This is a genomic window from Sphingobium sp. HWE2-09, from assembly GCF_035989265.1.
Lineage (GTDB): Bacteria > Pseudomonadota > Alphaproteobacteria > Sphingomonadales > Sphingomonadaceae > Sphingobium.
In genome coordinates this window covers 971685-991601 of the sequence record NZ_JAYKZX010000001.1, presented here as the reverse complement: position 1 = coordinate 991601, position 19917 = coordinate 971685, and the positions used below count along the sequence as shown (strand labels likewise).

The window sequence follows — 19917 nt, the reverse complement described above, 5'->3', positions numbered from 1 at the left end:
ACATGACCGGACGGTTGCAGGACAAGGTCGCCATCATCACCGGTGGCGCGCGTGGCATGGGCGAAGCAACGGTGCGCCTGTTCGCCCGGGAAGGCGCGAAGGTTGTCATCGCCGACCTGCTGGAGGATGAGGGCAAGGGGTTGGCCGCCGAGCTAGGCGGCGACGCCATGTTCCAGCGGCTCGACGTATCGGACGAAGGCGGATGGTCCGCATTGGTGGAGGCGGTCATGGCGCGCCATGGGCGGATCGACGCCCTCGTCAACAATGCTGCCGTCGTCGCCTTCGGACCGATCACGACCCTGACCGTCGAGCAGATCGACCGGGTGCTGGGGATCAATGTCAAGGGCGCGATGCTGGGCCTCAAACATGTCGGCGGCGTGATGTGTGCAGCCGGGCGCGGGGCGATCGTCAACATTTCGTCGGTGGACGGGATGCGCGGCGTCAATTCGCTGTCGCTCTACAGCAGCTCCAAATGGGCGGTGCGTGGGTTGACCAAGTCCGCCGCGATGGAATTCGGCCATCAGGGCGTGCGGGTGAACAGCGTGCATCCCGGCGGCGTCAATACCAGCATGGGCAATCCGCAGGCGCTGGAAGGCGCGGCGATGAATGTCGGCTATGAGCGGGTGCCGCTCCAGCGCATCGGCGAGCCGGAAGAGATTGCCGCCGCCAGCCTGTTCCTCTGCTCGGACGAGGCCAGCTATGTCTGCGGCGCTGAACTTTCGGTCGATGGCGGCTGGGGAACGGGCTATTATCATCATTATCTGCCAGCCGCGCCAGCATCGCTGACGTCGATCTGATCACCCTGCGTCCCGATTGCGGAGAGAATATATGACTGAAGAAGAGACGGTTTTTTCGGGCGGCGTCGCCGTCATCACCGGGGCGGGGGCAGGTATCGGTATGGGGCTGGCCCGTCGCTGCGGCCAGATCGGCATGACCGTCGTCGTCACCGACATCGACAAGGTCAAGGCGGACAAGGTGGCGGCGGAAATCGTCGCGGCGGGCGGCAAGGCGGAGGCGATCCAGGTCGATGTGTCGAAGCCCGAGGCGATGGACGCCCTGGCGCAGGATGTGTTCGACCGCCATGGGTCGGTCCGCCTGCTCGTCAACAATGCCGGGATCGAGACGATCGGCTATGTCTGGGAAATTCCCACCGCGCGCTGGGAAACGACGCTGAACGTCAACATCCATGGCGTGGTTCATGGCGTGCGGGCATTCGTGCCGCACATGTTGCGCGTGGGACAGGAAGCATGGATCGGCAATCTTGCCTCCATCGGCTCCTTCGGCATCATGCCGACCCAGACCGCCTATATCATGAGCAAGCACGCCATCCAGTCGTTCAGCGAATGCCTTTATCTGGAGATGCAGCACGCCAAGGCGCCGATCAACGTCTGTTCGATCATCCCCGGCATGCTCAAGACCAGCATCTTCGACGCCGAAGCGGGCAAGGGCGAACCGGAAAGCGCCGCCGCGCATCGCGCCACAATGGCGCATATGATGGCCAATTACGGCATGGACCTGGACGAAGGTTGCCGGACCTTCGTCGAAGGAATGGCGGCGCGCAAATTCTGGATATCCAGCCAGCCGGACATGACCGACCAATCGTTGGCCGGGCGCATCGCCTTCTTCCAGGAACAGGCCGCGCCTACGCTCAACGAGCAGACCCGGGCGTTGCTGGACGCCTGAGCCTTTGGGCGGTGGCGGGCGTCATGTCCCGCCACCGCCGTTTGATTTATAGCTTGCCGCTTCCTGCTTGACGATTTCCAGGAACAGCGGACGCTCGCCGCCGCCATGCACTTCCAGCCGCGCGCCGCTGATATAGGCGGCGGCGGGGGAGGCTAGGAAAGTGACGGCATCGGCGATGTCGCTGCCCTTGCCCATGCGGCCCAGGGGCAGGGACGCGGCGATACGGTCCTGCGCCGCCGCGCTGCCATAGGTCATTTCTGCCGTTTCCGTTTCGATAAGGCCCACGATGATGGCGTTGACCCGCACGTGCGGCCCCCATTCCTGCGCCAGGCTGGTGGTCAGGCTGAGCAGCCCGGCCTTGGCCGCGCCATAGATGGCGGTGTCGGGCGACGGCCGCGCGCCAGACACGCTGGCGATATTGACGATCGAGCCACCCACGACCTTAAGGTGCGGATAGGCGGCCTGCGCCACATGAAGCGGCGCTAGCAGGTTGAGTTGCAGGATGCGTTCGGAAAAGCGCGGGCTGGCGGTGGCGGCATCCGCCTGGGGCGAGCCACCGGCATTGTTGACGACCAGATCGATACGGCCGTGACGCGCGACCAGCGTTTCGATCCATAGCGCGACGGCGGCGGGATCGCGAATATCGCAGGCATCGAACGCAGCCGTCCGCCCGTCGATTTCGATCGGCTGTTCCGGCGGCGTGCGGCCGCAAGTCGCCACCACATAGCCTTCCATCAGCAGGCGGCGCACGATCGCCGCGCCGATGCCCCGTGTCCCGCCGGTGACTATGGCGACCTTGCCCAGACCCGTTACGTCCAATCCCCTATCCTTTCCTGCTGGATGCCAAGCGCATTGGCTTGCTGATTTGTCCCTATCGTGCCCCAGGGCGTCGATGTCGGCAAGGCGCTTACCCGATCCGATCCCAACGTGACCAGTTAAAAAGGTGGCAACTGCTATGGATTAGTACGCATATTGGGTATATATTATCTTATAAGCGCTAGATTGCGTTATCATAGGAGAGGCATATGGGCTATACCCTGCAACAGTTGAGTGACCTGGAGGATATCCGTACGCTCAAGCACCGCTACTTTCGGGGCATCGATACCGCAGACATGGCATTGCTCGCCGGTCTGTTCACCGACGATATCGGGGTGGATTATCGGGGCGGCACCTATCGCGTTCGGCTGAACGGGCGCGACGACATGCTGGAATTCCTGGCCAACAGCTTTCATTCCGACGCGGTGGCGATGCATCATGGTCATATGCCCGAAATCACCCTGACCGGCGAGGACACGGCCGAGGGGATATGGTATCTGGAAGACATATTCATCAACATGCAGCACCGGACCCATACGACCGGCAGCGCCATCTATCGCGACCAGTATCGGCGCGAACAGGGCGTGTGGAAAATCGCCCGCACCGAATATGATCGCGTGTTCGAAATGATCCGCCCGCTCAGTCCCGACGCGGACATTACCTGCCGCCATTTGGCGACCACAGGGCGAAAGCCGGAAGAGCGCAGCGACATCAGTCATCTGATCGAATGGGAAGCCGCCTGAATCGGGCGGCATGATCGGCAAGGGGTGCCGATCGATACGACCAATCATAAATAGAAATAGGGGGGAAATTTCATGTCCCGTTTGCCATTGGCTATCACATCATTTGCGATATTGGCCGCGCCCGCCGTTTCGCTTGCCCAGACAGGACCGGGGCCAGCCCTGTCCGATGGCAGCGACATCGTCGTTACCGCCCGCCGCCGGGAGGAACGGTTGCAGGATGTGCCGATCGCGGTCAGTGCGGTCAACGCCGACGCGCTCGACAGCCGCGGCCTCGACAATGTGACCCAGATCAGCCAGATCGCGCCCAATATCCAGTTCACCCCCGGCCAGGGCGGCAATAGCGGCGGAATCGCCCCCTTCATCCGGGGCGTCGGCGAAAACGACTATATCATCACGTCCGATCCGGCGGTCGGCGTCTATATCGACGGCGTCTATGTCGCCCGTACCTTCGGCGCCACCACCGAACTGCTGGGCATCGACCGCATCGAAGTGCTGCGCGGGCCGCAGGGCACGCTGTTCGGGAAGAATACCGTCGGCGGCGCGATCAACATCGTATCCGCCGTGCCGGGCCAGCAGCAAAAGATCGAGGCGGACCTGCGCTACGGTTCGTTCAACACGGTGCGGGGCCGCGCCTATGTCGAAACACCGCTGTCCGACCGCTGGTCGCTGGGGGTCGCGGCGCTGGGCGAATTTGGCGAGGGATGGCAGAAAATTCCGTCCGGCAAGAATCTGGGCAATCGCAATGTCGTAGCGGGCAAGATGGCGCTGCATTATGACGGCGGCGGACTGGACGCCGTGTTGCAGGCGGACGGCCTGCGCCGCCGCCAGCACAGCGCACCGCACAGCATGATCGCCTTTACCCCGACCTTCTTTTCGACTTTGCAATCGACCTTCCTGGCCCCCTGCTGCACGGTGCCGGGCGATATCGACCGCACGGACAGTACGGCAGCGCTGAACAAGGACGAGACTGACGCCTTCAACACGTCGCTGACGCTGACTGCTGATCTGGGCCGTGCGACGCTGAAGTCGATCACCGCCTATCGCATGGTCGATGCTCTGTTCGGTCGCGACGGGGATGCGTCCTCCGCCGTCAATTATGCAGGCGACATCCATGACGAACGGGCGCGGCAGATCAGCCAGGAGCTGCAACTGGCGCTGGACCTGGGCGGGCGCGGGACGTTGCTGCTGGGCGCGTTCGCCTATCGCGAGAAGACGCGCGACAATACCAGGCTGATCGTGGCGGATGGCCTTTATCCCGCGCTGGTCGCGGCGGGGCTGGAGCAATTTCCGGTAGGGCCGGGCATTTTCATCCCCGCTTCCTCGCTCGACTTCAATATCGATTTCCGCAACCGGCAGCGCACGGACAATCTGGCGCTGTTCGCCAATGGTAATTATGAACTGGTGGACGGCCTGTCGCTGGAACTGGGAGCGCGTTATACCTGGGAAAAGAAGAAATTTTCCCAGTCCGCCATGCGGGTCTATGCAGGCGAGCCTTTGCTGGCCGGGACGCCCAGCTACACACTGGAAAAGAGCTGGGACGCCTTCACGCCGCGCGCGTCGCTGTCCTACAAGATGCGGCCCAACCTGATGACCTATGCGTCCTTTTCCAAGGGCTTCCGGTCAGGCGGGTTCAACGGGCGGCCGACATCGCTGGAAGAGATCGGCTCCTATGATCCCGAACATCTGACCGCCTATGAAGCGGGCATCAAGGCAGGCTTCGGCCGGATCGCGACGATCAACCTTGCCGTATTCCGCAACGAATATCGGGACCAGCAGATATTGGTTTCGACGGTCAGTCCATCCACCGGCCTGATCGTGGTTCGCAACGAAAATGTCGGACGATCGCGCATCCAGGGGCTGGAACTGGAGGGCAATTTCCACGTGTCACCCCGCTTCACCCTGACCGGCGCATTCGGTCTGCTGGACGCCAAATATCTGAACTATGTGTCGGTCATCAACGGTGTGCCGACCGATGTGAGCAACCGGAAGCTGAAGCAGGCGCCCGACATCACCGCCAATGCCAGCGCCGTCTATCAGGCACCGCTGAGCGAGGCGATAGAGGGTGTCTTCCGCCTTGACGTGGCCTATAAGAGCGAGGTCTATGTCGACGCGGAAAACACGCCGCTGTTGCGGCAGCCCGATCATGCCATCCTCAACGCAAGCGCGGAACTGCGCTTTGCGGACAGCGGCCTGTCGGTGCGGGCGGGCGTCGACAATATCACCGATCGTCGCATCATCACGGCGGGGTATGACGCATCGACCAGCTTCGGCTTTACCGAAGCCTATTATTCGCCGCCACGCCGCTACAGCATCACCCTGGCCTATCGCCGCTGATCTATCATTTGGGCTGATATCAAGCGTCAGGCGGCGTTCGACATCGGCCCGGATGGCTTTGAAGGACCGTCAGACCGGTGACGCGGCTTTCGTCAGGCTGTTCTGACGTATTAACCATTGCCGCCATGGGTGCCGGAAGCGCTGGTGGCGGAATGATGCGACAAAGGGCGGGCGGCAGGTGCCCCTTGGCCGTCCGATCCTTCAATCGCCGCTATCAGCGTAAAGGTCGCGCATCGCCTGCATCAGGCGCGCGGCGCGGGCATGGGGCACTTGTCCCGCCAGTTTCCGCGAGGGCACTTCGACGGCGATGGTCGCCTGTGCGGGGATCAGCGGCAGCAAGGCGCGAAGGTCAAACGCCCCCTCCCCCGGCAGCAGACGGTCGAACACGGCCTCCTCGACCCGGTCGGCAGGTGGCGCCAGCGGACCGTCGTTCAACTGGACATGGCGGATGCGATCAGGCGGCAATGCAGCGACGTCGGCCCAGTTCCCGCCGGATCTCATGACATGCAGGCTGTCGATGCATAGGCCAACATCAGCCCCCAACTGCGCCGCAATAGCCAACGCCTGAGCGGGCGAGCGGATCGCTGACAGGGGATAGGGTTCCAGGATTACGGGCACCCCGGTCGCACGGCAGATGGCGATCATGCGGCCAAGGGCGTCGAGCAGGCGCGCGGGATTTTCGTCCATGCCCAGCAGGTTTACCGTGCCGCCCAATTCCGCCGCCAGGCCCGCGCTGCGTTCCAGCAAAGACCAGTCGGGCCGCGCGTCCAGCATGAACGGCTCCACGATACCTACGCCCAAGCCATTGTCCCGCAGCGCGCGCAGCACCGCCGTCCGGGCCGCGCCATCCGTCAGCAGATCGGGCGTGGGGCTGATCGGGACAGGCGTGACGAAGGGGCTGACCGCCGCGAAACCGGCGGCCGCGGCCACATCGACCAGGGTCAAGACATCCAGATCGCCCAGCGACAGATGGTCGAGACAGAAGGCCGGGCCGACAGCAGCAGATTTGCCGTCGGTCCCGTCGTTCATAATCAGGCGACGATCGCAGGATGGGGAATGCGCGGTTCACCCAGCATGGCGCGATAGGATGGCGGCGTCCGTCCGCCCGCTTCGGTAATGCCGTAGCGCTGCGCGACTTCGGCAGCGATCAGCGTCTGGCCGTTAAGCTCGTCGCGCTGGGGATCGTCATGGATCGCTGCGATCACTCGGCCGTTGAACTCGGGCGTTTCCGCATCGGCCATGAACTTTTCATATTGTTCGGGATGATCGGCCAGCGTCTGGGCGCTGCGCTCGGTCAGCAACGGTCCCATCCATAGGGCGACGGCGGTCACGCCGGTGCCGCGGAAATCGACGCCCATGTCGGCCGCGAACTTGTCTACGCCCGCCTTTTGCGCGCCATAGGCCGCGCCATGCATGTAGCAGACCGATCCGAAGGAGGAGGTGAAGGCGATAAGGCCGCTGCCCGCGGGCACCATCAAACGTGCGCCATGCCAGCTTGCCAGATAATGCGAACGCAGGCCGACGCCGAGAATGTCGACCAGGCCGGTGGATTTCTCCCAGAAGGGGCCGGGCTTCACCAGATCGTCATGCAGCGCGGTGACATTATTGACCAGGATGTCGAGCCGTCCGCTTTCGTCGCGCACGCGCTCGAACAGCGCGGCGATGGCGGCATCGTCGCCATGATCGACCTGCACCGCCAGCCCCTCTCCGCCAGCCGCATCGACCTGCGCGGCGGTGGACCCAATGGTGCCGGGCAAGGCCGCGTCGCCGTCCCGGATCGTCCGGCCCGTCACATAGACGCGATAGCCCCTTTCGCCCAGTGCCACCGCAATTCCACGGCCCGCACCGCGGCTGGCGCCGGTGACGATCGCCACCGGACGTTCATTGCTCGCCATATCCTTATCTCCTTCAGGCGGCGGCGCTGCTGTCCCGCTTGTCATAGGTCACATGCAAGCCGTTCGTCCGCTTGTGCATGTCCGGCGCCTTGTCCCGGCTATTGTAGAATTGCTTGTACCAGATACGGACCTTGCCATAGGGACCGTCATTGGGGACAACCATCGGGTTGATGCAGGCCCGCTTATTCTGCCAGATTTCCACATCCTGCGCGAAGGCGAGGCGGCTGCCTTCCTGATATTGCAAGGCGGCGGCGCGCAGATCGTCCGTGATCGGCGCGGTGCCGTCATTCACCTGCACCATCAGCCCGTGCCACACCCGGATCTTGCCATCTTCGATCGGGGTATGGGTGATCATGATGAAGGAATCGAACGTACCCTCCATCTCCGATTGCAGGATCGACGGGCCGGTGTACCAGGTGTCGAGCGTCAACACGTCTTCCGGATTGAGCGTCAGGGTCCGGTGACCCGCCGCATAATATTGATGGACGGTATGATCCTTGAACTCATTGGCGAAATATACGAAATCCTTAGCCCCATGGATCGGTACGAAATGGCCGTAATCGGCCATATTGTCGACCACTTCGATCGGATGGATATCAAGATCGCCCATATAGTCGATCTTCCAATTCACCCAACCGGGGGCGTCATAATGGCCGCCGAAGTCGGGCAGATCGAAATTGGGTTCCAGCCCTTCGGGATCATACCACATCCAGATGGTGCCGGCCCGCTCGACCGCCGGGAATGTCTTGAGCTTCGCGGCCTTGGGCACGAAATCCGAATAGGGAATATTCTTGCACGCGCCGTCCGGCCCATATTGCCAGCCATGGAAGGGGCAGCGGATCGATTCGCCCTGCACCTGTTCGCCATCGCGCACGATATAGGAGGTGGTGTTCTTCGCCAGATGCGCGCCCATGTGCGGGCAATAGGCTTCCACGATATAGGGTGCGCCGCTTTCGCCGCGATAGATCACCAGATCCTGGCCAAAATACCGCATCGCGCGGGGCGTCATCGTCGCTTCCGCACTTTCACCCACCATGAACCAGCCACGGGGAAATTCGAACTCGCCCAGACGATAGTCCGCAGACTTTGCCATGATATCATCCTCTCGCTTACCGCGACATAGTAGCATGAAGGCGGACCCTATGCCAGCCTTAGCCGCACCGGTTGGTCCGCGAAACCGACTGCAATCTACGCAAATATATGTTGGTTGAGCAAGATCATATGTTAAATGCGCGTCATTTACGGGATATCTTCAATTATCGAGCGGATCGCAATGCAACAACCGACTATACAGATCGCGCCAAGCCAATCCGATATGCGCGCCGCGCTGGAAGCCTATGTTACGCGAATCAATCGCGGTGACAAGGACGGCATCCTTGCCCTGTTCGCGCCGGATGCGACGATTGAGGATCCGGTCGGATCGCCGATCAAAAGCGGCGATGCGATCAAGGCCTGGTTCGACGACACGGTGGCATTCGGTACACAGATTCGTCCTGTCGCGCCCATTCGGGGTTCCCATGCCAATGCTGCTGCGTTGATGTTCGACGTGACATTTCAGCCGCCAGATGGCCCGCGCATGCTGATCCGGTCGCTGGACGTGTGCACCTTCGACGAACAAGGCCGGATCACCAGCCTGAAAGCCTATTGGGGGCCGGACGATGTCGCGATACTGACAGACTGATCCGTCCCAGCGCCTGATGCCCGGCAGCCTCACCGCGCCATCAGGCGCTGCGCTTGCCTCCCCTGCGACGCGTGCGTAAAGCCGGATGACCAATGCGCGGCCCCAGCCCGCCTGCCTTGCTTTCAGGAGTTCGCACCCCTTCAATGCCCGCCCCTCGCCTTTCCAGCGCCGGTCGCCGCGCTTCCATCATCGTCGGCGCCAAGGCCGTGTTCGCGCGATATGGCTTGGAGGGCGCAAGGACGCAACAGATCGCCCAGGCCGCAGGCGTTTCGGAAGCCCTCATCTTTCGCCATTTCAGCAGCAAGACGCAGATATATCGCGCGGTTTTGCGCGACGTGATCGCCGATCAGGATGCGACCTTTCGGTCCTTGGGCGCCGTCGAGGCCAGCACGGAAGGTCTGCTGGAGATCGTTCGTCGACTGGTGGAACATGCGATGCTGGGGCCGGAAGCGGGCAATGCGGAAGGCATGCGCATGGTCGTGGGCAGTTTGGTCGGTGACGGCGGCTATGCGCGCCTCATCTATCGTCGCGCCTTGCGCCTCTCCCGGCCGGGATTGGAGAAGGCGCTGCTGGCCGCGCAGGCGGAGGGCGCCATTACCGGCACGCTGTTGTCCCCAACAAACATCTCTGCCTTTCTGGAACATGTCGGCACGATGATGCTGATGGCCCGCTGCCACGCACGCACGGCCATTCCCTATGATGACGATGATCAAAAGGTGCGACGCGACGCGATCCTGTTTTGCGCCCGCGGGCTTGGCCTATCAGATGAGCGCATCCTTGCTTTCCTTAACCGCACGCATGCGTAACAATATGGCAATCGACTACGCGTTTAACGACAACAAATAAGAATTGGCATAGTTTAGCGTATTGCCATCGCTAAACCATTACCCTATCAGCCAATTACCGGAGAGGCAGCGCTGCAAGGCGTGGCTCGCGCGCTACATAGATAACAAGGCGTAGTGGAGCATCTCTCCCTGAAAGATGACGCTTCCATCTGGAAGCGACGAACGGACCGATGAAGCTGCGGCCATTGCAGAGGTGCGCTGGCGTAAGTCGGAAGAGCGAGGAGAGACGCTAATGCTGCTGAAAGATAAGGTCGCGATCATCAGCGGAGTCGGCCCGGGCATGGGTCAGGCGCTGGCGCGGATCGCCGCGGCCGAAGGCGCATCGGTCGCTCTGGCAGCGCGCAACCAAGTTTTCATCGAAGCGGTCCGTGACGACATCATCGCCAAGGGCGGCAAGGCGATCGCCGTGCCGTGCGACGTGTCGGACGAGGCCCAGTGCATTGCTCTGGCCGAACGCACGGCGGCCGAATTTGGTGGCCGTATCCACGGCCTGATCAACAGCGCCTATTATCATGGCGACTGGAGCGTCATAGAAAATAGCGATCCGGCCGACATGGCCAAGGCGTTCGATGTCAATTGCCTGGGCGCGTTGCGCCTGACGCGCGCCTGCGTCCCCTATCTGCGCGATGGCGGCGCGGTGGTGAACGTCTCCACCATGGCCACGGTGCGCCCCTTCGGTGGCGAATACGGCCTGGAAATGGGCTATGCCGTTTCCAAGGGCGCGCTCAATACGCTCGGCAAATATATGTCGACCGACCTTGGCCGCGTCGGCATCCGCGTCAATACCTGCCGCATGGGGTGGATCCATGGCGAGCCGGTTGAAACGCATATTCAGGCGCAGGTCGATGGCGGATTGAATCGCGACGATGTGATCGCCGACATCACCAAGGATATTCCGATCGGCATCATTCCGCCGGAAGATGACTGCGCCCGCGCGGTGTTGATGATGATTTCCGATTATTCCCGTGTCGTCAGCGGCGCATCGCTCGACGTCAACGGGGGGCATTGGATGGCCCCCTGAACGGCGCCATCACCCTATAAGATAATAATCAATATTGGAGAGGATTTCCGGTGACGGCGGTGACGCCGTTCGCCTGTGGAACCTGGTTACGGGAGAGTTTTGATGACTTATGATAAACGGCGACGCCGCCGAACGCTGCTTTGCGCCTCTGCCCTTGTGGCGGGCAACCTGCTCGCCAGTCCGTCCGCATTTGCCCAGGCCGAGCCGCAACAGGCGGCGCAGGGTGGCATCGCCGACATCATCGTCACCGCCAACCGCCGCCAGGAAAACAACCAGGACGTGCCGGTGGCCATCACCGCGCTTTCGGCGGATCGTCTGCAACAACAGGGCATCGGCAAGGAGCAGGATCTGCAGGCCAGCGTTCCCTCACTGGTGGTCGGTCCCAACGGCCAAGGTTCACGCGAAGCGCAATCCTTCACGCTGCGCGGCCAGGGCGCGACGTTCCAGGCGTCGCCGGGCGTCGTCACCTATATGAACGAAGTGCCGCTGCCATCGGCCATCACCTTGTCGCAGCAGGGCGGCCCCGGCAATTTCCTGGATCTGGAAAATATGCAGGTGCTGGCCGGTCCGCAGGGCACGCTGTTCGGCCGTAACACGACGGGCGGCGCGGTTCTGCTGACGCCCAAGAAGCCCAAGAATGAATTTGGCGGCTGGATCCAGGGTACGATCGGCAATTACAACGCGCGCATCATCGAAGGCGCGCTCAACGTCCCCATCGTCGACGACAAGCTGATGGTCCGGGTCGCGGGCGCCTATAATGATCGCGACGGCTATACGCAGGACGTGGTCTGGAACAAGGATCGCGACAATCAGCATTGGTATACCGGCCGACTGGGCGTACTGTTCCGTCCGACCGAAACCATCGAAAACTATACGATGCTGTACGGCAGCCGGTCGCGGAACAATGGCGCGGGGCTGATCCATCGTCAGTTCAACATCGACGGCCTGAAAGCCATCAACCTGTGCAGCGACGCACCGGGGGCGGGCGCGGCGTCCTGCGACGTTTATCGCGCCACCAGCGCGCAGGCCAATGCACTGGGGCCGCGCAAGACGGCGTTCAGCATCGACACATTTTCCGAAACCGAGACGTGGGGCATCAGCAACACCACCGATTTCGAGCTGAACGACCAGCTGACCTTGCGTAATATCGCCAGCTATCAACGGATGCGGCTGCGCTATCGCTACGACAGCGACGCGACGGTTCTTCAGCAGCATGATGTCGATCCCGGCGTCCTGCCGGCACCGGGCCAGGTCACCTTGCCAGGGGTCGGCACGCCGGTCACCTATCTCAACGACACCGCTTCCAAAGAAGTGCCGCGCGACAATTTCGAGCAGATCACCGAGGAGCTTCAGCTTCAGGGCGAACTGTTCGACAAGCTGCTCAGCTTCACCGCAGGCGGCTTCTATTTCAAGCAGCAGCCCGCCGGTACGCAAGGGGGGGCATCGATCTTCTATTGTCCCGCAAGTTTTACCGGCTTTTGCGATTCCTCGACCCAGCGCTATGCATCGACCCAGGAATCCAAGGCGCTCTATGCGCAGGCGACGCTGGACTTCGGGCTTCTTTCGCCTGCGCTGGACGGGTTGCGCCTGACCGGTGGCTATCGCCACACGTGGGACAAGATCACGGGCTTCTCGACCAATATTCAGCCCAATCCCACCGCCCCAGGTACGGTGAATTGCGGCGCGACGGGTGAAAGGGGCGTGCCGATCGCGGACCAGTTCGAACGTTGCACGTTCACCGTCGGTCTCAAGACCAACGCGCCGACCTGGACGGTCGGATTGGACTATAAGGTCTCGCCCCGTATCCTCCTGTTCGGCAAAGTCAGCCGCGGATATAAGGCGGGCGGTCTCAACGCACTGGCCGTCTATGATTTCAAGCGGACCTTCCTGCCCGAATATGTCACCTCCTATGAAGCGGGCGTCAAATCGGACTTCTCGATCGCCAATGTGCCGTTCCGCTTCAATGCGGTCGCCTATCATGTCGATTTCAAGGACATCCAGCGCGCAGGCGCCGACTTCAATCCCACGACCGGTGCAGGTGGATCGCAGATCTTCAATGCAGATGCGCGCATCCGCGGCGTGGAACTGGACGCATCGATGCAACCGTTCCAGGGTCTGGAGATCGGCGGCAATTTCAGCCACACCGACGCCAAATATAAGAAGTTCACCTTCACCAGTTCCACCGGTCAGGCCGATTGCAATGGCGGTGTCGGGCCGGGCGGTACGGCGGACTTTGCCTGCCTGCCCTTCCAATATGTCGCGCCCTATATCTGGAGCCTGCATGTCAATGCGGAAATTCCCGTCGGCGACGACATGGGCAAGCTGAACTTCTTCGCCAACTATTCCCATACGGCGTCGCAATATACCGACACGACGGCGATGCCGTTCGAACAGCCGGGCGCCCGGCTTGAAGCCTTCGGCCTGCTGAACATGTCGCTCGACTGGCGGGACGTCGCGCGCAGCGGCGTCGATCTGGGCCTGTTCGTGACGAACGCGACGAACAAGCTGTACCGGATCAGCAACAGCAATGTGTATCAGCAGACCGGCGGGCTGTTGTACCAGGCGTCGCTCTATGGCGAACCGCGCATGTATGGCCTGCGCCTGAAATACCGGTTCGGGGGCGAATGATGCGAAAAGGCCGGGACGCCAATCCCGGCCTTTTTATCGAAGACGATATTCGATCATTGGGATGGAGAGGATGCCATGTTCAAATGCATAGCGCTGCTGCGCCGCCGACCGGACATCACCCCCAAAGCCTTTATCGACTATTATGAAACGCGCCATGCTATGCTGATCGCGCGGCTGCTGCCCGATATTCTGGCATATCGCCGCAACTATGTGGAGCGCGACGGCGCCTTCGTCTTTCCGGGCGCGGCATTGGATTTCGATGTCGTGACGGAACTGTGCTTCGCCGACCGCGCCGCCTATGATCGCTTCACCGCCCGCGCCGCCGAGCCGGACATTGCGGGCCAGATTGCGGCGGATGAGGAAAATCTGTTCGACCGCAACGCCACGCGCATGTTCGTGGTCGAAGAACGAACGAGCAGACCGCCGGAAACGCGCGATCCGGCCGCCGCCTTGCTGGACGAGCGCGCGATCGTGCGTGGCCTCTCCCGCTTCGCCCGCATATTGGACAATAAGCAATGGGATCGGCTGGGCGATGTATTCGCTGATGACATCTGCTTCGACTATGGATCGGGGCAGGACGAACATGGCATGGCCGCGCTTACCGACAATATGCGCCGCTTCCTCGACCGCTGCGGCGGTACGCAGCATCTGATCGGCAGCATATTGGTCGATCTGGACGGGGATCGCGCCACCAGCCGCGCCTATGTGCAGGCGCGCCACCAGCGCGTGGACGATCCGGCCGGGCCGATCTTCGATTCCAACGGCGAATATGTCGATCAGTGGGAACGCCGCGCGGCAGGATGGCGCATCGTCCGGCGCGATGCGATCTGGGCCGCGCACAGCGGCGACCCAGGCATATTGCATGCCGGAACCAGCGATCTGGGCTGACGATCAGCTATCGGTCAGCTGTCCGGGCCAAGGTCCGGCACCCAGGGCACGCCATTGATATGGCCGCCACCATCGACGAACAGCGTGTTGCCGGTCAGGTAACGCGCGTCCTCGCTGGCCAGGAACAAAGCTACGCCGCCAATGTCGACTTCTGGATCGCCCATCCGCCCCATCGGATTGGCCGCCGCCGTCGCGGCCGCGACATCGGGGGCCATTTCCTGAAACCGGCGATAGCTGGCCGACGCCGCCGCCGGACAGATGATGTTGGCGCATATGCCATAGCCCGCCCATTCGCGCGCGGCGGAACGTGTATAGGCGCGCAGCGCTTCCTTCCCCACATTATATTCCGCGGTTCCCATATGGGCGTTGACGCCATTCAGCGAGGCGATGTTGATGATCCGCCCCCAATGGTTGGCGCGCATATGCGGGAAGGCAGCCTCCATCGCCCATTTCGCCGCGTAAAGGCACATGGTCATGCCGTCGGCGAACACATCGTCCGACTTGCTCTCGATCCTCCCTGTGCCAGTGCCGCGATAGGCATTATTCACTAAGATATCGACGCTGCCGAAACGATCGACGCAGGCGGCCACCGCGCCGGTCACGTCCGGCTTGTGGGTAACGTCAGCGCGGAAGAAATCCGCTTTCCCGCCAAGCGCCCGCAGCGTCTCCACCGTTTCCGCGCCCTTTTCGGCATCGAAATCGACCACCAGCACCGCCGCCCCCTCGCGCGCGAGGCGGATCGCCATGCCCTGCCCAATGCCATCCGCCGCACCGGTAATCAGTGCGGCCCGTCCGGTCAGTCTGCCTTCAGCCATCGTCGTCCTCCTTATTCCGCAGCCTGGGTGAAGGGCAGGCAGACGCTGTCGAATCCCAGCACATGCGCCACCCGTCCAAGGCCGACCCAAGCCGCGACGCTGTGAGCCAGATCGACAATCTCTGCGTCTGAAAATTGCGCATGCGCGCGCGCCCAGAAATCCTCGTCGTCGGCGATGACTTTCGGTTCTTCCGCAAAGCGCTCGGCAAATTCTATGGCGAGGCGCTCGCGCGGGCTGAATTGCTGCGACACGCGCCATTGCGCGACATCGGCATAGAAAGCCTCGTCGGGTGCCGGCCCATTGTCGGAAATCAGATGATCGGGCCGCACGCCCGTCGCGGCGAACATCGACGGCGCGTCCTGCGCCGCGCGAAATTGCTGGCACACGATACAGCCGTTGATCTGAGCGATGCGGGACCGGGCGCCTTCAAATTCGCGCAGCGACAGGGCGCTATGCTGATAGACCGCTTTGGAAAAGCCATCGGCTGCGGCCATGATCGCGCCGCCATGGACGCGCGCGGCATAGCCATAGGGATTGGCGGCGTCTTCGTCGGGAATATCGATGCGGATCATCGCGTCTCTCCTTGTCGATCAGGAAACGCCCGGCGCACCGGGAAAACCTTCATAATATTGGCCGGTCAACATGCCGCCATCGACCGCGATCTCGGCTCCGGCTAGATAGGAAGCGTCGTCGCTCGCCAGGAACAAGGTGGCTTTCGCCACCTCCTCCGGCGCGCCGACGCGTTGCAGCGGGATATTGCCGAAACGTTCGCTGACGGCATCGCGGCTGCGCCCGTCATAATTGGTCATGACCGTGTCGACGCCGCCGGGATGCACCGAATTGACCCGGACGCCCTTGTGACCCAATTCCAGCGCAGCCACCCGGGTCAAGCCGCGCACGCCCCATTTGCTGGACGAATAGGCGGCCAGGCCATTTGCGCCCTTCATGCCATCGACGGAGGATATGTTGACGATCGATCCCCTCCCCCGTGCGACCATGGCGGGTGCGACCGCCTTGATCCCCAGAAATTCGCCGACGAGGTTAACCTTCAGCACCTTTTCATAATCGGCCAGCGTGGTTTCCAGGAGGGTGCGGAACAGCAGGATACCGGCATTGTTGACCAATATATCGATCGGGCCAAGATCCGCTTCCACCGCGCCGACCAGGCTGGCCCACGCCGCTTCGCTGGTCACGTCATGATGATAGAAGCGCGCCGCGTCGCCCAGTTCGGCCGCCAGCGTAGCGCCCGCATCATCGAGCAGGTCGGCGATCGCGACCTTGGCGCCTTCCGCCACGAACAGGCGACAGGTCGCCGCCCCCATGCCCCGCGCGCCGCCGGTGACGATGGCGACCTTGCCTTCCAAACGGCCCATGATCGGTCCTTCCTATTTATCGAAACTGTGTCAGGCGGCGGACGCCGGGCGCGCAGGGCTGACATAGGCCGTCCCGCGCCCCATCATCAGGAAAACGAGGACGGCCAGCGCCGTCCCGCCGACGATGATCGCCACGACCGGGCCATAACCACCGGCCGAGTCACGCAACACACCCGCCAGCGGCGGCAGGCAAAAGGTCAGCGGCAGGGTGAAAAGCCCGAACAGGCCGACAACGCGCGGCAGGGAATCCTGCCCGAACAGGCGGCCCGCCAGCATGTTGATCGCGGGAAAGACACCGACGCTCGCGGTCCCGACCAACAAGGCCGCCGCCGCCATGAGCGGGAATTGCGTGGTGGATTGCAGCACGAACCAGCTGAGGCACAGCGCCGCAGCGATCAGCGCCAATGTGCGCGCGGCGCCCAGCCGTCCGCACAGCAGGCCGACGATCAGCGATCCGATGATCGCAGCCCCGCCCATGATCGACAACAGCAAGGCGGCTTCGTTCCCGGCGACGCCTCGTTCGGCGGCGAACGCCGCCAGATGCGACACGCCGGTAATGCCGACCGCGTTCAAATAGCCCGCGCCGATACACATGGCCCAAAAGGCGGGGTAACGCAGGATCGCGCCGGTGGGCAGCATGGCGTGCGGCACATGGCCGTGGCTGTCGGCGGGGGGATGTTGCCTGTCCCTGGGACCATCCGACACCCCCAATATGAACGGCAACATCAGCAGGTGCAGCCCGGCGAGCGTCAGATAAAAGCCGGACAGGCCATAATCGCGGATCAGCGCCAACCCGACCATCGGCAGAACGGCGACCAAGACCGGCATATTCGCCACGCCAAGCGCCGGTCCCGGATTGTTCGGATACCAGTTGCTGGCAAGTATGCTCGCGGGAAAGGGGCCGAACATCGCCAGCCCCACGCCGATCGGCAGGGCATAGAGCAGCAACACCGCCGTCATGCTGGGTGCGACCGCCAGCAGCGCATAGCCGCAGGTGGACAGCAATGCGCCGATGATCATCGTCCAGCGCAAGCCGATCCGGCCGATCAACGTGCCTACCAGCGGACTGACCAGCCCCATCACCAGCACGGCGAGCGCCAGCGCCAGCGTCGCCACGCCGCGACTGGCGCCGAATTGCGCCTGCATGGGCAGGACCGATATACCAAAGCCGCCAAAGGCGCATCCTACCGCGACATTTTGCGCCAGGAAGGCCCGGAACACCATCAACCGAGCCTGCCGTCCACCCGCAGTTGCAGCGGAGGCGGTAGCGCGGCGATCAGCATCTGCGTTCATGTTTTCACTCCTGTTCAGTGCGAACCCGCGGGCCGCCCGTCATGCCTGCGCGTAGTCGGCCCAGCCTGCCGTCATCTTCACCAGTTCGATGCGTGTTCCGTCGGGGTCGGCGCAGAACATCAATTCGCCATAGCCAAGATCGCTGCGGCTCTCGTCCAGTCGCGCCCCGCCGAAAGCCGCGATGCGTGATGCGACTAGGTCCAGATCCTCGACCACGAAGCAGAGATGAATGCGGCCAGGCAGGTCGGCCGGGCGCGGGTCGACACAGCCTGCAGGCGGGCGACCTTCCACCGTCCATAATTCCATCCGCAACCCCTGAGGATGGTGGATGAACTGCGTGGCTATGGTAGCGCCTGGCATTTCAAGCAGCGGCCCCGGCGCATCCGTGCGTCCGCCTTCCTGTGCCTCAAACCCCAATCCTTCGACATAGAAACGCGTCGAACAGGTAAGGTCGGTGACGTAAATGCCAAAATGCGGAAAGCTGCTGATCATGGCGTCGCCACATCCGCAATGCCGGGGATCGGCGGCATGGCAGGCACATTATGGGCGTAGGCCATTTCCTCATAGCGTTCGGCAATGCGCCAGCCATCGGCCGTGCGTACCAGCCGATCCCGATACCATAGGCCGATGAAGAACACCTGCTCGACCCCGTCATCCCCCTTGTGCACCATCGGGTTGAACAGCATCGTCCGGCTGGTGGCATTGTCGCCGTCAAGGTCCAGCTTCGTGGTTGCGACCATATGCTGACATCGTGGAAAGCGTTCCATCGCGACAGGCAGCCAGGCCTTGATCTGCGTGACATTACCTTTCGCACCACCGGTTTCGCTATAATCGATCACCGCGTCGGGCGTGAATATGGCATCCAGCCGGTCCCAGTCCCGGTCGTCGATCGCATAGCTGTAGCGCGACAACAGATCCTGAATCTCCAGCCGGTCGGAAATTTCCTGAAGGGGCAACATCCGGCATCCTCCTTCCAATATTCGAATCATTGAGCTGATTCGATTCGCGTTTATCGTGTTTTTACGCCACATATTATTGGAATGCGTAGTCATATAACACAAGCGATGATTGACATCTGGGACAAGCAAGGGAGAGCGTCGATGCGTCTGAAAAGCAAAATCGCCGTCGTGACGGGTGCAGCGTCGGGGATTGGCGCTGCCGTCGCCCACCGCCTGGCGGCCGAGGGTGCGACGATCCTCATCGGCGATCGCAATGCAGCGGGGGTGACTGACGTGGCGCAGGCGATCGGGTCGGCCGCCACCGCCTTTACGCTGGACGTAGCGGACGAAACCTCCTGTAGCGACATGATCGACCAGACCATCCGCCTGCATGGCGGCATCGACATTCTCTGTAATATCGCAGGGGTGCTGGACTTCGGCCGCTTCGCGGATGTCGATCGCAGCCGCTGGGACCGGGTGATCGCCGTCAACCTGACCGGCGTCTATCATATGTGCCATGCAGCGATGCCGCATCTGATCGCGCGTCGCGGCAATATCGTTAACATGGCGTCTGCCGCCGGGCTGGTCGGCGTGCCCTATAATTCGGTTTATACTGCGTCGAAACATGGCGTGGTTGGCCTGACCCGCGCCCTGGCGCTGGAATTTTCCAAGGAAGGCGTGCGGGTCAACGCCGTATGTCCCGGCGGCGTGGCTACGCCGATGTTGCAGCAGGCTCCGCCCGACAATATCGACTGGCAGATGGTGATGCGGTCGGCATCCTGGCTGGACGACGGAGAAATGGCGGTGCCGGACGATATTGCCGACTTGGTCGCCTTTTTGGCATCCCACGAGGCGCGGCGGATCACCGGCGCGACCTTCACGGTCGATGGTGGCCAGACCGCGGGGTGATTGACCGAACCGACCGGTCATGAAAAAGGCTGCAGGTCCGATGAACCTGCGGCCT

Annotated in this window: 20 protein-coding genes; 10 read left to right on the top strand and 10 right to left on the bottom strand. The window is 62.4% G+C overall.

Annotated features, from left to right (window positions below):
- Window positions 1-2 precede the first annotated feature (2 nt).
- Window positions 3-797 carry an SDR family NAD(P)-dependent oxidoreductase gene (locus U5A89_RS04560; RefSeq protein WP_338159975.1) on the top strand — a complete coding sequence of 265 codons (795 nt, stop codon included), beginning with the start codon at window positions 3-5 and terminating at the stop codon, window positions 795-797.
- A gap of 31 nt (window positions 798-828) precedes the next feature.
- A complete protein-coding gene (locus U5A89_RS04555) occupies window positions 829-1683 on the top strand; it encodes an SDR family NAD(P)-dependent oxidoreductase (protein ID WP_338159974.1) in 855 nt (284 codons plus the stop codon).
- 21 nt (window positions 1684-1704) lie between these two features.
- On the opposite strand, the gene U5A89_RS04550 is transcribed toward U5A89_RS04555, so the two are convergent.
- Entirely contained in the window at window positions 1705-2502 is a 798-nt protein-coding gene (locus U5A89_RS04550; protein ID WP_338159973.1) for an SDR family oxidoreductase, read from the bottom strand.
- A gap of 206 nt (window positions 2503-2708) precedes the next feature.
- Between U5A89_RS04550 and U5A89_RS04545 the strand changes: the two genes are divergently transcribed.
- Window positions 2709-3242, top strand: a complete 534-nt coding sequence (locus U5A89_RS04545; RefSeq protein ID WP_338159972.1) for a nuclear transport factor 2 family protein — start codon at window positions 2709-2711, stop codon at window positions 3240-3242.
- Between the two features lie 87 nt (window positions 3243-3329).
- On the top strand, window positions 3330-5576 hold the full coding sequence (locus tag U5A89_RS04540; protein ID WP_338159971.1) for a TonB-dependent receptor: 2247 nt from the start codon (window positions 3330-3332) through the stop codon (window positions 5574-5576).
- Window positions 5577-5777: 201 nt separating this feature from the next.
- On the opposite strand, the gene U5A89_RS04535 is transcribed toward U5A89_RS04540, so the two are convergent.
- The 3 genes from U5A89_RS04535 to U5A89_RS04525 are packed head-to-tail and all read right to left on the bottom strand — an operon-like array spanning window position 5778 to window position 8564.
- The gene (locus tag U5A89_RS04535; RefSeq protein WP_338159970.1) at window positions 5778-6605 is read right to left on the bottom strand and encodes a sugar phosphate isomerase/epimerase family protein; all 828 of its coding nucleotides are present in this window, start codon (window positions 6603-6605) and stop codon (window positions 5778-5780) included.
- Between the two features lie 2 nt (window positions 6606-6607).
- Entirely contained in the window at window positions 6608-7471 is an 864-nt protein-coding gene (locus U5A89_RS04530; protein WP_338159969.1) for an SDR family NAD(P)-dependent oxidoreductase, read from the bottom strand.
- 13 nt (window positions 7472-7484) lie between these two features.
- Window positions 7485-8564, bottom strand: a complete 1080-nt coding sequence (locus tag U5A89_RS04525) for an aromatic ring-hydroxylating dioxygenase subunit alpha (protein WP_338159968.1) — start codon at window positions 8562-8564, stop codon at window positions 7485-7487.
- Between the two features lie 180 nt (window positions 8565-8744).
- On the opposite strand from U5A89_RS04525, the gene U5A89_RS04520 reads away from it, so the two are divergent.
- The 5 genes from U5A89_RS04520 to U5A89_RS04500 all read left to right on the top strand — a co-directional run bounded on the left by U5A89_RS04520 (window position 8745) and on the right by U5A89_RS04500 (window position 14534).
- Window positions 8745-9152, top strand: a complete 408-nt coding sequence (locus U5A89_RS04520; RefSeq protein WP_338159967.1) for a nuclear transport factor 2 family protein — start codon at window positions 8745-8747, stop codon at window positions 9150-9152.
- A 143-nt stretch (window positions 9153-9295) separates the two neighbouring features.
- Window positions 9296-9958, top strand: coding sequence for a TetR/AcrR family transcriptional regulator (locus tag U5A89_RS04515; protein ID WP_338159966.1), 663 nt, complete (start codon window positions 9296-9298; stop codon window positions 9956-9958).
- 271 nt (window positions 9959-10229) lie between these two features.
- A complete protein-coding gene (locus U5A89_RS04510; RefSeq protein ID WP_338159965.1) occupies window positions 10230-11018 on the top strand; it encodes an SDR family oxidoreductase in 789 nt (262 codons plus the stop codon).
- Window positions 11019-11120: 102 nt separating this feature from the next.
- Window positions 11121-13646: a TonB-dependent receptor gene (locus tag U5A89_RS04505; protein WP_338159964.1), complete on the top strand. Its 2526-nt coding sequence runs from the start codon at window positions 11121-11123 to the stop codon at window positions 13644-13646.
- Between the two features lie 75 nt (window positions 13647-13721).
- Window positions 13722-14534, top strand: coding sequence for a nuclear transport factor 2 family protein (locus U5A89_RS04500; RefSeq protein ID WP_338159963.1), 813 nt, complete (start codon window positions 13722-13724; stop codon window positions 14532-14534).
- A gap of 14 nt (window positions 14535-14548) precedes the next feature.
- On the opposite strand, the gene U5A89_RS04495 is transcribed toward U5A89_RS04500, so the two are convergent.
- The 6 genes from U5A89_RS04495 to U5A89_RS04470 are packed head-to-tail and all read right to left on the bottom strand — an operon-like array spanning window position 14549 to window position 18974.
- The gene (locus tag U5A89_RS04495; protein ID WP_338159962.1) at window positions 14549-15349 is read right to left on the bottom strand and encodes an SDR family NAD(P)-dependent oxidoreductase; all 801 of its coding nucleotides are present in this window, start codon (window positions 15347-15349) and stop codon (window positions 14549-14551) included.
- An 11-nt stretch (window positions 15350-15360) separates the two neighbouring features.
- Window positions 15361-15921 carry a carboxymuconolactone decarboxylase family protein gene (locus U5A89_RS04490; protein ID WP_338159961.1) on the bottom strand — a complete coding sequence of 187 codons (561 nt, stop codon included), beginning with the start codon at window positions 15919-15921 and terminating at the stop codon, window positions 15361-15363.
- A gap of 18 nt (window positions 15922-15939) precedes the next feature.
- On the bottom strand, window positions 15940-16722 hold the full coding sequence (locus tag U5A89_RS04485; RefSeq protein ID WP_338159960.1) for a glucose 1-dehydrogenase: 783 nt from the start codon (window positions 16720-16722) through the stop codon (window positions 15940-15942).
- 30 nt (window positions 16723-16752) lie between these two features.
- Entirely contained in the window at window positions 16753-18015 is a 1263-nt protein-coding gene (locus U5A89_RS04480; protein ID WP_338159959.1) for an MFS transporter, read from the bottom strand.
- A gap of 39 nt (window positions 18016-18054) precedes the next feature.
- Window positions 18055-18507: a VOC family protein gene (locus U5A89_RS04475; protein WP_338159958.1), complete on the bottom strand. Its 453-nt coding sequence runs from the start codon at window positions 18505-18507 to the stop codon at window positions 18055-18057.
- Complete coding sequence (locus U5A89_RS04470) at window positions 18504-18974, bottom strand: nuclear transport factor 2 family protein (protein ID WP_338159957.1); 471 nt, start codon at window positions 18972-18974, stop codon at window positions 18504-18506. The genes U5A89_RS04475 and U5A89_RS04470 overlap by 4 nt, the downstream gene beginning before the upstream one ends.
- Before the next feature lie 141 nt (window positions 18975-19115).
- Between U5A89_RS04470 and U5A89_RS04465 the strand changes: the two genes are divergently transcribed.
- Window positions 19116-19862, top strand: a complete 747-nt coding sequence (locus tag U5A89_RS04465) for an SDR family NAD(P)-dependent oxidoreductase (protein ID WP_338159956.1) — start codon at window positions 19116-19118, stop codon at window positions 19860-19862.
- The last annotated feature ends 55 nt before the right edge of the window (window positions 19863-19917 follow it).

Excerpts from the sequence above, each read along its gene's own strand:
- U5A89_RS04555 (WP_338159974.1), top strand. The coding sequence starts at position 829 with ATGACTGAAGAAGAGACGGTTTTTTCGGGCGGCGTCGCCGTCATCACC.
- U5A89_RS04530 (WP_338159969.1), bottom strand. The coding sequence starts at position 7,471 with ATGGCGAGCAATGAACGTCCGGTGGCGATCGTCACCGGCGCCAGCCGC.
- U5A89_RS04560 (WP_338159975.1), top strand. The coding sequence starts at position 3 with ATGACCGGACGGTTGCAGGACAAGGTCGCCATCATCACCGGTGGCGCG.
- U5A89_RS04495 (WP_338159962.1), bottom strand. The coding sequence starts at position 15,349 with ATGGCTGAAGGCAGACTGACCGGACGGGCCGCACTGATTACCGGTGCG.
- U5A89_RS04510 (WP_338159965.1), top strand. The coding sequence starts at position 10,230 with ATGCTGCTGAAAGATAAGGTCGCGATCATCAGCGGAGTCGGCCCGGGC.
- U5A89_RS04505 (WP_338159964.1), top strand. The coding sequence starts at position 11,121 with ATGACTTATGATAAACGGCGACGCCGCCGAACGCTGCTTTGCGCCTCT.
- U5A89_RS04515 (WP_338159966.1), top strand. The coding sequence starts at position 9,296 with ATGCCCGCCCCTCGCCTTTCCAGCGCCGGTCGCCGCGCTTCCATCATC.
- U5A89_RS04520 (WP_338159967.1), top strand. The coding sequence starts at position 8,745 with ATGCAACAACCGACTATACAGATCGCGCCAAGCCAATCCGATATGCGC.
- U5A89_RS04470 (WP_338159957.1), bottom strand. The coding sequence starts at position 18,974 with ATGTTGCCCCTTCAGGAAATTTCCGACCGGCTGGAGATTCAGGATCTG.
- U5A89_RS04485 (WP_338159960.1), bottom strand. The coding sequence starts at position 16,722 with ATGGGCCGTTTGGAAGGCAAGGTCGCCATCGTCACCGGCGGCGCGCGG.
- U5A89_RS04465 (WP_338159956.1), top strand. The coding sequence starts at position 19,116 with ATGCGTCTGAAAAGCAAAATCGCCGTCGTGACGGGTGCAGCGTCGGGG.
- U5A89_RS04545 (WP_338159972.1), top strand. The coding sequence starts at position 2,709 with ATGGGCTATACCCTGCAACAGTTGAGTGACCTGGAGGATATCCGTACG.
- U5A89_RS04535 (WP_338159970.1), bottom strand. The coding sequence starts at position 6,605 with ATGAACGACGGGACCGACGGCAAATCTGCTGCTGTCGGCCCGGCCTTC.
- U5A89_RS04480 (WP_338159959.1), bottom strand. The coding sequence starts at position 18,015 with ATGAACGCAGATGCTGATCGCCGCGCTACCGCCTCCGCTGCAACTGCG.
- U5A89_RS04490 (WP_338159961.1), bottom strand. The coding sequence starts at position 15,921 with ATGATCCGCATCGATATTCCCGACGAAGACGCCGCCAATCCCTATGGC.
- U5A89_RS04500 (WP_338159963.1), top strand. The coding sequence starts at position 13,722 with ATGTTCAAATGCATAGCGCTGCTGCGCCGCCGACCGGACATCACCCCC.
- U5A89_RS04475 (WP_338159958.1), bottom strand. The coding sequence starts at position 18,507 with ATGATCAGCAGCTTTCCGCATTTTGGCATTTACGTCACCGACCTTACC.
- U5A89_RS04525 (WP_338159968.1), bottom strand. The coding sequence starts at position 8,564 with ATGGCAAAGTCTGCGGACTATCGTCTGGGCGAGTTCGAATTTCCCCGT.